This is a genomic window from Pseudoflavonifractor phocaeensis, from assembly GCF_016901735.1.
Taxonomy (GTDB): Bacteria; Bacillota; Clostridia; order Oscillospirales; family Oscillospiraceae; genus Pseudoflavonifractor_A.
Map to the genome: position 1 here is coordinate 1 of NZ_JACLZC010000029.1, position 12750 is coordinate 12750.

The following is a 12750-nucleotide window of genomic DNA, read 5'->3' on the forward strand; positions in this document are numbered from 1 at the left end:
TCTCCAGGGCGGGTGGGATGGCCTGTCCCGGCTTTGCCACGGTGAGGAAAACGGTCCAGGCGCCGCCGCCCACGCACAGCACCAGGAGCAGGGCGGCCACGATCCGCAGGGGGAGGGCGGACCTTCGGGGTCTGGCGGCCTGCTCCATGGCCAGGCGGGTCCTGTCCTTCCAGCTGTGTCCCGGGGTCTGACGGGCCATTCCCGCGCCGTAACGGCGCAGCAGTTCGTCAAGGTCTGGCATATTACAAAACCTCCTCCTTTAAGTAAGTACGCAGCAGGGTGCGGGCGCGGCTCAGGCGGGAGAGGACGGTTCCTCTGGGGCAGCCCAGCAGCCGTCCGATTTCCAGGGCGGTATATCCCTCCACATAGTGGAGGCAGACGGCCTGACGGTAGGGGGTGGGCAGCCGCCCTACGGCCTCGCTGACGCTCTGATCCATGGGGTCGGAGCCATAAGCGGGGACATCCCAGCGTTCAGGCAGGGGGACGGTGTGGCGGCGCCAGGCCGACAGGCTCAGGTTGCGGCAGCGGTGGATGGTGCAGCGGACCAGCCAGCGCTGCAAGTGTTCTTCGTCCCGAAAGGTGGATTTGGACTGGACCAGGGAGACGAACACCTCCTGGGCAGCGTCCTCCGCGTCCTCCCGGCAGCCCAGGGTATGCCAGGCCAATCGAAAGACCATGGCGCCCCAGCGCTCCAGCGCCGCGCCGCAGTCCAGAGGCGCGCCGTTGAGTTTGGGCATGGGATCAGCTCCTTTCTATCTCTCTACCTAAAAAACAAGGCGGCGGGCAAAATGATTGCCGGACAAAGAAAAAAATACGCCGCAAAGGAAAGAACCTTTGCGGCGTAACAGGCTGTGGGAAAAGTGCGGCTGTGTGCGGCAGGCTGCAAGAGCCTCACGGCGTTCCTTCGGCCATAGACGGCCAAAGAAAGGGGAGGCGATCAGATCTTGCGGACCGGCACATCCCAGATATCCCGGGCGTAGTCGCAGATGGAACGATCGGCGGCAAAGATGCCGGAACGGGCGATGTTCAGCAGGGACATCTGGTTCCAGCGCTTGCGGTCCAGATAGGTCTGGCTGGCGGCCAGCTGGGCGGCGCGGTAGCTCTCGAAGTCGGCCAGCAGCATGTACTGGTCGGGCGCGCTGCCGTTGCCGAAGAGCAGCATGCGGGTCAGGTTGTCATAGGACACGCCGTCGTCAAAGCCCTTGGAGAGCTGATCGATGACGGCCTTGATGTCACCGTTGCGCATGTAGTACTCATAGGGCTTGTAGCCCTTGTTCTTGATCTCGGTGACCTCGTGGGCCTTGAGACCGAAGAGGAAGATGTTCTCGTCGCCCAGGACCTCGTGCATCTCCACGTTGGCGCCGTCCAGGGTGCCGATGGTAACCGCGCCGTTCATCATGAACTTCATGTTGCCGGTGCCGGAGGCCTCCTTGCCGGCGGTGGAGATCTGCTCGGAGAGCTCCGAAGCGGGCATAAGCTTTTCGGCCAGAGAGACCCGGTAGTTCTCCAGGAACACCACCTGCAGCTTATCCTTGCAGACGGGGTCGGCGTTGATGGTGGCGGCCAGGGAGTTGATGAGGTGGATGATCTCCTTGGCCACATGGTAGCCGGGCGCGGCCTTGGCGCCGAAGAGGTACACCTTGGGGGTGGTCAGGAAGTTGGGGTTGCGCTTGAGGTTCTGGTAGAGGTAGATAATGTGCATCACGTTGAGCAGCTGGCGCTTGTACTCGTGGAGACGCTTGACCTGCACGTCGAACATGGCGTCGGTGTTGAGGATGATGCCGCTCTCCTTGGCCACATAGCTGGCAAAGGCCAGCTTGTTGTCCCGCTTGATCTTGGACAGACGCTCCAGTACGGAGGCGTCGTCCTTGTACTTCTCCAGGTCTTTGAGAGCCTCGGGGCGGAGGAGGTACTTGGGACCGCCGCAGCACTCCTTGATGAGCAGGTCCAGCTCGGGGTTGCACTCGGCCAGCCAGCGGCGGTGATCGATGCCGTTGGTGACGTTCTTGAACTTATCGGGGGTACAGACGTAGGCGTCGTGGAACACATCCTTTTTGAGGATGTCGGAGTGGAGGGCGGACACGCCGTTGACGGCGTAGCAGGCGCAGATGCAGAGGTTGGCCATGCGCACATTGCCGCCCCAGATGATGGCCATAGGCTCCACGCGGCCCATATCGCCGCGGAAGTAGGTGGTCAGCTCCTCCTGATACCGCTTGGCGATCTCAATGATGATCTGCCAGATGCGGGGCAGCAGGCTGCTCACCAGATCCTGGGGCCAGCACTCCAGGGCCTCGGCCATGACGGTGTGGTTGGTGTAGGCCACGGTATGGGTCACGATGTGCCAGGCCTCATCCCAGCCGTAGCCCTCCTCATCCAGCAGGATGCGCATGAGCTCGGGGATGACCAGGGTGGGGTGGGTGTCGTTGATCTGGATGACGTGCTTTTTGTGGAAGTTGCGCAGGGTGCCGTACTCGGCGCGATGCTTGCGCACGATGGACTGCACGGTGGCGGAGACGAAGAAATACTGCTGCTTGAGGCGCAGGGCCTTGCCCTCCCGGTGGTTATCCTCGGGGTAGAGGATCTTGGAGATGGACTCGGCCATGGCCTTCTGCTCCACGGCCTTCAGGTAGGCGCCCTGAGAGAAGAGGGACATATCCACAGGCACAGGACTCTTGGCGTCCCACAGGCGGAGGATGTTGACATGCTCGGTCTTATAGCCGGCGATCTCCATATCCTTGGGCACAGCCAGAACGGTGTCGTAACCGGTGTGGCGGATGCTGTGCTGGCCATTCTCCCACACGTCCTCCACCTTGCCGCCGAAGCGGACCGTCTCGATCTCATCCATTTTGGGGATGAGCCAGGCGTCGCCCAGACCCAGCCAGTTGTCGGCCAGTTCCACCTGCTGGCCATCCACGATCTTCTGCTTAAAAATACCCAGCTCGTAGCAGATGGAGTAGCCGGTGGCGGGGATGTCCAGGGTGGTTATGGAGTCCAGATAGCAGGCGGCCAGGCGGCCCAGGCCGCCATTGCCCAGACCGGCGTCGGGCTCCGACTCGAAGAGGTCGGCGGCGGAGAAGCCCAGGCTCTCAATGGCCTCCTTCAGGGGCTCCACCACGCCCAGATTGTAGGCGTTCTTCATCAGGGAGCGTCCCATCAGGAACTCCAGGGAGAGGTAGTGGACCTGACGGGCATGGGTGCGCTGGATCTTGTCTTCGGTGACCATCTGGCGCTCAGACATGATATCGCGCAGGACCATGGCGCAGGCTTTGAACATATGCAGGTTCGTGGCCTCGTCCACATCGCGCCCGAAATTGCGGCGCAGCTTACCGGTGATCAGATCGACCAGTTCTTTTTTTGTGTACTGATGCATGAGGCAGACCCTCCAAAAAATAGAGAATGGTGGCAACGGCCGCAAAACGGCCCGCGGGACGGAAATGGACCCCGCCCGCGGGCCATAAAGCCGTTACCTGGAGAAATAGACTCCCTGTCAACTAGTTTGGACCGCTTGGCAGGGAAACAAACAGAAGGAGTGGAAAAATCTTCTTACTTTTTCCGACGGGTAGCAGTGGTTTTCTTGGCGGCGGTCTTACGGGCGGGCTTCTTAGCGGGGGCCTCCTCCTTGACCTCGGGGGCCTCTTCCTGAACCTCCTCCGCCTTGACCGCTTCAGCGGCGGGGGCTTCCTCCTTAACCTCGACGGCGGGAGTTTCCTCCTTGGCTTCGGCGGCGGGGGCCTCCTCGGCCTTCTCCTCCGCGGCGGCCTTAGCCTTGGTCTTGCGGGTGGTGGTTTTCTTGGCGGCGGTCTTGCGGGCGGGCTTCTTGGCGGGGGCCTCCTCCTTGACCTCGGGGGCCTCTTCCTTGGCCTCATCCGCCTTGACCTCCTCGGCGGCGGGGGCTTCCACAGGCTGCTCCACCGCGTCGGCAGACTCCACAGCGGGGGTTTCCTCTACCGGCGCGGCATCCTCAAAAGGGCCGAGGCCCATGCCGAAGGGGTGCATATCCAGACCGGTAATCCAGTTGTAGACCTGCAGATACTCTTCGGCGGAGCTGCGCCAGGAGAAGTCGGCGGTCATGCCGGCCCGCTGCAAGGCGTTCCAGGTGTACTTGTCGTTGTGGTAGAGGTTGACGGCCTCCCGGATGACCCACACCATGTCGTGGGCGTTGATGTCGGCGAAGGAGAAGCCGGTGGCGTTGTCCACGCCGCAGGGGCGGACGGTGTCGCGGAGACCGCCGGTCTCACGGACCACGGGCAGGGTGCCGTAGCGCATGGCGATGATCTGGGACAGGCCGCAGGGCTCGGAGACGCTGGGCATGAGGAAGAGGTCGGCGCCGCCATAGATGGCGGTGGACAGGGAGGCGGAGTACATGATGTTGGCGGAGAACCGGCCGGGGTACTGGGCCTGGGCCTGACGGAAGGCCTCCTCGAAGTTCCAGTCGCCGGTGCCCAGCACCACCATCTGGGCGTTGGTGGCCATGATGTCATGGATGGAGGAGGTCACCAGCTCGAAGCCCTTGTGCTTGACCAGACGGGAGATACAGGCGATAATGGGGACGTTGGGGTCCTCATTGAGGCCCACAGCCCGCTGCAGGGCGGCCTTACAGGCGGCCTTGCCGGACAGGTCGTCGGCGGTGTAGTTCTGGGTCAGGCCCTGGTCGTGGGCGGGATCGTACAGGGCGGCGTCGATGCCGTTGAGGATGCCGCGCAGCTTGTGGCGGTTGTCGGAGATGACGCCCTCCAGGCCGTGGGCATAGAAGGGATACTGGAGCTCCTCGGCGTAGGTGGGGGAGACCGTGGTCACATAGTCGGCCGCGTAGATGGCGCCCTTCATCAGGTTCACGTCGCCGTGGTAGCGGAGCATATGCTCGTTGAAGTAGCCGGCGTTGAGGCCGAAGAGATCCTCCAGCGTCTGCTTGCCGTACCGGCCCTGATACTCGATGTTGTGGATGGTGTACACAGACTTGGTATCATAGAGCTGAGGCACGCGGTGGCGCTCCTCCAGCAGATAGATGGGCACAAGCGCGGTCTGCCAGTCGTTGCAGTGGAGGACCTCGGGATGCCAGTTCAGATGGCCGGGGGTCTCGATGATAGCCCGGGAGAAGAAGGCGAAACGCTCGCCGTCGTCATAGTGGCCATAAATGCTGGAGCGCTTGAAGTAGTACTCGTTGTCCACGAAGTAATAGGTGACGTTGTCCCGCTTCAGCTCAAAAATACCGCAGTAGGGGGAACGCCAGGCCAGACGGACGTGGAAGTTGAAGAGGTACGTCATCTGGCTGCGCCACTCCTGCCCAATGCCCTCATAGAGGGGGAGGATGACGCGCACATCGTGTCCGCAGGCGGCCAGGGCCTGGGGCAGACTGCCGGCAACGTCGGCAAGACCGCCGGTCTTAATAAAGGGGGCCACCTCGGAGGCAGCAAACAGGATGTTCATTCTAAACTCCTTTCATAGACCGGACCGGAGGTCCGATCCAAAAAACTGACGAAATCCAAGCGGCGACAGGTACAATCAGCCAGGATTAGTAAATATGTAACCATATCCTAGTATAGCAGAATCGTCCAATGAATGCGAGAGACGAAGTGTTAAAAAAACGCCTTCGTCTCCCGCAGTTCTCTAGGAACAATCGTCAATTTTTATACGATTTCGTTTTTGGAAATGGCCAGAGGGTAGGTCGCGTGACCCATGAGCATCCGACCGGGGTTGATGCGCACGTTTTTGTCGGTAATGGCGTATTTCAGCACCACGCCGGCCTGGATGGTGGTCCCCTGCATCAGCACGCAGTTGGACACCCGGGCGCCCTTTTCCACGCGGACGCCGCGGAAGAGGATGGAGTTCTCCACCTCGCCCTCGATGATGCAGCCGTCGGCCACCAGGGAGTTGACGCTGCGGGAATCGGGCCCGTAGTAAGTAGAGGGGTTGGAGCGGTCCTTGGTCTTGATGGGGCGCTCGGGGACGAAGAGCTGGGCGCGCACGTCGTCGTTAAGCAGCTCCATGCTGCGGGCGAAGTAACCGGCCACCGACTGGAGACGGGCGGCGTAGCCGTCGAAGCGGTAGGCGTTGATCTTCTTGCCGGTGCGCACCATTTCCATGAGCACGCCCTGGCTGAAGGAGGAGATGTTATGGGCGGAGCAGTGGCTCACCACTTCCAGCAGCAGGTCCTTGGAGATGATGTAGACCTCCAGGGATTCCATACCCTTGGGCTCCTTGGGATGGACCGCCACGTCCACCACCATGCCGTCCTCGCCGACGGTGAAGTAGTCGCAGTTCTTGGGGTCGCCGTTGGGATGGCTGGTGCACACGGCGGTGATGTCGGCGCCGCTCTCGATGTGAGAGGCGTAGATCTCCTTCAGGGGCAGGTTGACGGCCAGGTCGCCGCCGGCCAGGCAGACATAGGGCTGACGGATGTTCTCCAGGTAGGAGAACACACCGGCCAGCGCGTCCATGCGGCCCTTATAGGTGCCGTCGCCCAGCTTGTCGGCGTAGCTGAAGGGGGGCAGGATGCGCAGGCCGCCGTGCTTGCGGGACAGGTCCCAATCCTTGCCGGAGCCCACATGGTCCAGCAGGGACTGATAGTTGGCGTGGGCGATGAGGCCCACGTCGGTCATGCCGGCGTTGACCATGTTGGAGAGCATGAAGTCCACCACGCGGTAGCGGCCGCCGTAGGGGACGGAGCAGGTGTTGCGGTGCTGGGTCAGTTCCTGAAGGTCAGGGTTGGAGCGGTAAGCAAAAATGATGCCGTGCAGTTTGTTCATCATTTCGCCGCACCTCCTTTCACATCGCTGGTAATCATGGCCTTGGGCGCCACGACGGCGTGATCGCCCACGGTGAGACCCTGGGCCACGACGGCAATCCCCCAATCCTCGGGGGCGCTATCACTGGGCGGCGCGCCCACCTGGGCATAGGACCCGATGGTGGTGTTCTCCGCCACGATGCTGTATTCCACCACGGCGCCGGCCTTGACCACGGTGCCGGGCATCAGGATGGAGTAGCGGACCTTGGCGCCCGGCTCCACGGTGACCGAGTGGAAGAGGATGGAGTTTTCCACGTCGCCGTAGACCACGCAGCCGCCGGTGACCATGGAGTGGGAGATATGGGCGTTGGCGCCGGTGTAGTGAGGGGGCTTGGTGGGGGTGCGGGCGAAGATGGGCCACTCGGTGTCATAGAGATCGATGCCGTTCTCGGGGGAGAGCATATCCATGTTGGCGTCCCACAGAGAGTCGATGGTGCCCACGTCCTTCCAGTAGCCCTGGAAGCGGTACGCCACCAGCTTCTCGTTGGCGTTGAGCATGGCGGGGATGATGTTCTTGCCGAAGTCGTTGGAGCTGGTCTCGTCGGCCTCGTCGGCCAGCAGGTACTCCCGCAGCTTGGACCAGGTAAAGATGTAGATGCCCATGGAGGCCAGGTTGCTCTTGGGATGGGCGGGCTTCTCCTCGAACTCGTAGACGGTGTCGGTCTCGTCCACGTTCATGATGCCGAAGCGGGTGGCCTCCTCCATGGTGACCTCCAGCACGGAGATGGTGCAGGCGGCGTTGGTGGCCTTGTGGTGGGCCAGCATCTTGGAGTAGTCCATCTTATAGATATGGTCGCCCGACAGGATGAGCACATAGTCCGGATCATAGAGCTCGATGAAGTCGATGTTCTGGCAGATGGCGTTGGCGGTTCCCTTGTACCAGGTGCCCTTCTCGCCCTCGCGCATGTAGGGGGGAAGCACATGGACGCCGCCGTCGGTGCGGTCCAGGTCCCAGGGCTGGCCGTTGCCCAGGTAAGCGTTGAGCTCCATGGGACGGTACTGGGTCAGGACGCCCACGGTGTCGATGCCGGAGTTGACACAGTTGGACAGGGGGAAGTCGATGATGCGGTACTTACCGCCGAAGGGGACGGCGGGCTTGGCCACATGGCTGGTCAGCGCATGGAGCCGGCTGCCCTGGCCGCCGGCCAGAAGCATGGCGACACATTCTTTTTTCATCACTAAATCACCTCTAACAGTTACCCTCTCTCATAAAATAAGGGGATGGGGATACATTGGGGGGGTGCGGAATCCATCCGCGCAATCGTCAGCGGCACTCACCTCGCCTTTCCGCTGCGTCCGGCTCAGGACTTCTTACCGCCCCGTTTGGCGGCGGGCTTTTCCAGGCTTTTGCGCGGGGCGGAGGCCTTGAGCTCTTTTTTCTCGGCGGGTTTTTTGAGGGCCTTTTTCTCGGCGGGCTGGGCAAGGGCGGGTTTGACGCTTGCCTTGCGGGCCGTGGCTTTCTTGACGGTAACGGTGCCGTCGGTCTCGCCCGCCTTTTTGCGGCGCGGCGGGAAGCGGCGGGTACACTGGTAGATGACCGCGCTCATGGGAGGCAGGGTAATAATCAGGGACTGATCCTGCCCGTTGCAGGGGATATACTGGCTCTTCACCGGCTCATGGTCGCCCCGGCCCTCACCGCCGTAGGCGATGTCGTCGGTGTTGAAGATGCAGGTATAGGCGCCGGGGGTGGGCACGCCGATGCAGTAGCCGGTCCGGTCCACGGGGGAGAAGTTGCACACGATTACCAGAGCGTTGCCCTTCTTGTCCTTGCGGAGGAAGGAGATGGTGTTGGCCTGGTTGTCGTCGGCGGAGATCCACTGGAAGCCCTCCCAGGAGAAGTCCAGCTGCCACAGCTCGGGATGGTCCAGATAGAAGCGGTTGGCGCCCTGGAAGAACTTCTGGAGCTTGGCGTGGCGCTCCTGTTCCAGCAGGTGCCAGTCCAGGGAGTGCTCATAATGCCACTCGTTGAACTGGCCGAACTCGCTGCCCATGAAGAGGAGCTTCTTGCCGGGGTGGGTCAGCATGTAGGTGTAGAAGGCCCGGACGCCGGGGAACTTCTCGTCGTCGGAACCGGGCATCTTGTTGATGAAGGAGCCCTTCATATGTACCACTTCGTCGTGGGACAGGGGGAGGACGAAATTCTCGGAGAAGGCGTACATCAGCGAGAAGGTGATGTCCTTGTGGTTATACTGACGGAAGTAGGGGTCCAGCTTCATGTAGTGCATGATGTCGTTCATCCAGCCCATGTTCCACTTGAGGTTGAAGCCCAGACCGCCCTCCAGGCCGCCCTCGCCCACCGGATGGGACACCCGGGGCCAGGCGGTGGACTCCTCGGCGATCATCATGACGTCGGGGTGGTCGGTGAAGATGCGGGTGTTGAGCTTCTGGATGAAGTCCACCGCTTCCAGATTCTCGTGGCCGCCGAACATATTGGGCACCCACTCGCCGCCCTGGCGACCGTAGTCCAGATAAAGCATGGAGGCCACGGCGTCCACCCGGAGGCCGTCGATGTGGTACTGCTCCAGCCAGAAGAGGGCGGAGGACATGAGGAAGGACTGGACCTCATAGCGGCTGTAATCAAAGACGCGGGTGCCCCAGTCGGCGTGCTCGCCCTTGCGGGTATCGGCATACTCGTAGCAGGGCGCGCCGTCGAACTCGTAAAGGCCGAAGGCGTCCTTTGGGAAGTGGGCGGGGACCCAATCCAGGATGACGCCTACCCCGGCCTGATGGAGCTGATCCACCAGGTACATAAAGTCGTCAGGAGTGCCGAAGCGGCTGGTGGCGGCAAAGTAGCCGGTGCACTGGTAGCCCCAGGAGGCGTCCAGGGGGTGTTCGCTCACCGGCAGCATTTCCACGTGGGTAAAGCCCATTTCCTTCACATAGGGGACCAAATAATGGGCGATATCCCGGTAGCTGAGGAACTCGTCGTCCCCGGTGCGCCGCCAGGAGCCCAGGTGGATCTCGTAGATATTGAGGGGCTTTTCATAGATGGGGTTGGCGCGGCGGTGGTCCATCCAGGCTTTGTCGCCCCAGGTGTAGCCGCCCAGATCGTAGATCTTGGAGGCGGTACCGGGCCGTGTCTCGGCGTGGAAGGCATAGGGGTCGGACTTGGCGCGCACCTCGCCGCTCTGGGTGCGAACGGCGTATTTATAAGTATCGTAGCGCTTAAGACCGGGCACGAAGCCCTCCCACACGCCGCCCTCCAGACGCACCATGGGGTGGTCGGACTCATTCCAGCCGTTAAAATCGCCCATGATGGAGACGGAGACGGCGTGGGGGGCCCATACGCGAAAGACATAGCCGTCCATACCGTCTTTTTGGGCGGGGTGGGAGCCCATGTAATCCTGGGCGTGGGCGGAATGCCCCTCTAGGAAGAGCTCAAGGGCGGAAGGGGAAGCGTTTTTTTCAGGTTTCATAGGCTCTCTCTCCTCACTGGTAAAAGCATCCAAAAGTTAGATAAGCAGAGGGGATGCTTTAGTTGTCATAGGTGATAACAGGCATTGTGAAAGCCGGACGCCTATTTGTATAAATCATACAACAAAAATGGTAGTACGTCAAGAACTCCTTGACTGGACTTAAAAAAGAGTGAAAAGACGCGCTGAATGTAAAAAAATCGGCAAAAGGCGAGGAATATTTTTACATATTATACAAAAACAAAGACTTCGGGACCGGGCACGGTTCCGAAGTCTTTGTGAAAACTTTACCCGGCCATGAATAAAAGTTCCATGAGCCGCCGGAATACGCCGGGGATGGAGAGGCGTTCCACCGCCGTCTCCGCGATAAGGGGGATGGAGGCGTAGGGCTCACCGTCCAGCAAAACGGTGACTTCGCCCAAAATCTGGCCTTCCTCCACCGGGGCCTCCACGTTTTCCGCCAGGCGGAGCTGAGTGGAGATCCGCTCCAGGTCGGACCGGGCCACCAGCACCTTGCCGCTGTTTTGGGCCAAAGGCTGTACCCAGCGGTCCTTGCCCAGGAGCACCTCCACTGGCGGGAGGGCCAGGCCGGTCAGGGCGTCCACCAGGGTATAGTTGGCAAAGCCGAAGTTCAGGAGGGCCTCGGCGGCGTCGAAGCGCTTAGCGGAGGTGTCGGAGCCCAGCACCACGGCGATGAGGGAGAGGCCGTCCCGGGTGGCGCTGGCCGAGAGGCAGTAGCCGGCGGCGTCGGTGGAGCCGGTTTTCAGGCCGGTGCAGCCGGGGTAGAAGCGGACCAGCCGGTTGGTGTTGGACAGCTGGAACTGTCCGTCCCGGATGGAGTCCATCCAGATGGTGGTATAGTTCTGGATCTCGGGATAGGAGAGGAGGGCACGGGACATGAGGGCGATATCATAGGCGGAGGTCAGGTGTCCGGCGGCGGGCAGGCCGGTGCAGTTGAGGAAGGTGGTGTCGCTCATCCCCAGTTCGGCGGCCTTTTGGTTCATCCGGGAGACGAAGGCCTCCTCGCTGCCGGCGATGTGTTCGGCCAGGGCCACGGCGGCGTCGTTGCCCGACACCACCGCCACCGCCTTGAGGAGGTCGCCCGCCGTCATCTGTTCGCCCTCCTTCAGGTAGACCTGGGAGCCGCCCATGGAGGCGGCGCGGGTGGAGACGGTGACCGGGTCGTCGGCGGAGAGCTGTCCGCTGTCCATGGCCTCCATGACCAGCAGCATGGTCATGATTTTGGTGACGCTGGCCGACTCCAGCTTGTCGTGGGCGTTTTGCTGGCAGAGAACCTGTCCGGTCTCCTGCTCCATCAGCACGGCGGCCTTGGCGTCCACCTGAGGCGCACCGGCGGTCTGCCCGGCGGCGCCGGCGGGACAGAGCAGCAATGCGGCGCACAGGAGCGCCGCGGTCAGTCGTTTCATGGCAGTTCCTCCCATTCAAAGGACGTTTTGGTCTGGATACAGGATGTGGAATGGGTGGGGCTCCTATGCGTCCGCCAGCGGTGGAAAAATTTTTCCGTTTACCCCCTTCCCAAAGATGCTTTATTGTGTTAATATACTAAAGCAACGGCGCGGCGGATGAGACCGCGCGCAAACCGAACATACATAAATGGAGGAATGGATTTACATGAAAAAGAGACTGATTTCCATGGCTCTGGCCGTAGCGCTGGGCCTCTCGCTGACCGCTTGCTCCAGCGGTACCGCCACCCAGCCCGACGGCGGCGAGGAGAGCACCGCCCCCCAGACCCAGGCGTCCACCGCCCCCGCGGACAGCGACGCCGCCGAGAGCGATCTTCAGTACGTCAAGGACAAGGGTACGCTGGTGGTGGGCATGACCGACTTTGCCCCCATGGACTATAAAGATGAGAACGGCGGGTGGATCGGCTTTGACGCCGATATGGCCAAGGCCTTCGCCGAGAGCCTGGGCGTGGAAGTGGAGTTCCTGGAGATCAACTGGGACAACAAGCTCATGGAGCTGGACACCAAGGGCATCGACGTGATCTGGAACGGCATGACCATCACCGATGAGGTCACCGAAGGCGCTTCCGTATCTGAACCCTACTGCAAAAACGGCCAGGTGGTGGTGCTCCCCGCTGACAAGGCCGAGGACTACCAGACCGTGGAGAGTCTGTCCGGGCTGAACTTCGCCGTGGAGAACGGTTCCGCCGGCGCCGAGCAGCTGGATCTGCTGGACCTGACCTATGTGGCCAAGACCACCCAGGCCGACGCCCTGATGGAAGTGGCCTCCGGCGCCTCCGACGCCTGCGTCATCGACCTTTTGATGGCGGGCGCCATGATCGGCGAGGGCACCAGCTATCCCGAGCTGACCTACACTGTGCAGCTCAACAGCGAGGATTACGGCGTGGCGTTCCGCCAGGGCTCCGATCTGACCGAGGCGTTCAACAGCTTCTGGAAGGACGCCTATGATGCCGGTACCGTCATGGAGGTGGCCACCACCTACGGCGTGCAGGAGTCCATCATCGAGAAGTAAGCACAACGATTTTGTGGGCATAAGGCAGAGAGCTTGAGCGCTCTCTGCCTTTCCCCG

The 12750-nt window shown here is 61.6% G+C and carries 9 protein-coding genes; 1 reads left to right on the forward strand and 8 read right to left on the reverse strand.

Features of this window, described 5'->3' with window-relative positions; all coding sequences use genetic code 11:
- From H7U37_RS07800 to H7U37_RS07835, 8 genes are all read right to left on the reverse strand, one after another.
- On the reverse strand, nt 1-241 hold a 241-nt coding region (locus H7U37_RS07800), incomplete at its 3' end, for a hypothetical protein (RefSeq protein WP_204874914.1).
- Between the two features lies 1 nt (nt 242).
- Nucleotides 243-737 carry an RNA polymerase sigma factor gene (locus H7U37_RS07805; protein ID WP_204874915.1) on the reverse strand — a complete coding sequence of 165 codons (495 nt, stop codon included), beginning with the start codon at nt 735-737 and terminating at the stop codon, nt 243-245.
- A 200-nt stretch (nt 738-937) separates the two neighbouring features.
- A complete protein-coding gene (locus H7U37_RS07810; RefSeq protein ID WP_204874916.1) occupies nt 938-3370 on the reverse strand; it encodes a glycogen/starch/alpha-glucan phosphorylase in 2433 nt (810 codons plus the stop codon).
- Nucleotides 3371-3543: 173 nt separating this feature from the next.
- Nucleotides 3544-5427, reverse strand: coding sequence for a glycogen synthase GlgA (glgA, locus tag H7U37_RS07815; protein WP_204874917.1), 1884 nt, complete (start codon nt 5425-5427; stop codon nt 3544-3546).
- Nucleotides 5428-5627: 200 nt separating this feature from the next.
- Nucleotides 5628-6749 carry a glucose-1-phosphate adenylyltransferase subunit GlgD gene (gene glgD / locus H7U37_RS07820; protein ID WP_204874918.1) on the reverse strand — a complete coding sequence of 374 codons (1122 nt, stop codon included), beginning with the start codon at nt 6747-6749 and terminating at the stop codon, nt 5628-5630.
- Nucleotides 6746-7960 (reverse strand): glucose-1-phosphate adenylyltransferase, encoded by a 1215-nt coding sequence (locus H7U37_RS07825; RefSeq protein ID WP_204874920.1) that lies wholly within the window; start codon nt 7958-7960, stop codon nt 6746-6748. Before H7U37_RS07825 ends, glgD begins: the two co-directional genes overlap by 4 nt.
- A gap of 125 nt (nt 7961-8085) precedes the next feature.
- Nucleotides 8086-10200 carry a 1,4-alpha-glucan branching protein GlgB gene (gene glgB / locus H7U37_RS07830; RefSeq protein ID WP_204874922.1) on the reverse strand — a complete coding sequence of 705 codons (2115 nt, stop codon included), beginning with the start codon at nt 10198-10200 and terminating at the stop codon, nt 8086-8088.
- A 284-nt stretch (nt 10201-10484) separates the two neighbouring features.
- On the reverse strand, nt 10485-11624 hold the full coding sequence (locus tag H7U37_RS07835; protein WP_204874924.1) for a D-alanyl-D-alanine carboxypeptidase family protein: 1140 nt from the start codon (nt 11622-11624) through the stop codon (nt 10485-10487).
- Nucleotides 11625-11829: 205 nt separating this feature from the next.
- Between H7U37_RS07835 and H7U37_RS07840 the strand changes: the two genes are divergently transcribed.
- Nucleotides 11830-12693, forward strand: coding sequence for a transporter substrate-binding domain-containing protein (locus H7U37_RS07840; RefSeq protein WP_204874925.1), 864 nt, complete (start codon nt 11830-11832; stop codon nt 12691-12693).
- Nucleotides 12694-12750: the final 57 nt, after the last annotated feature.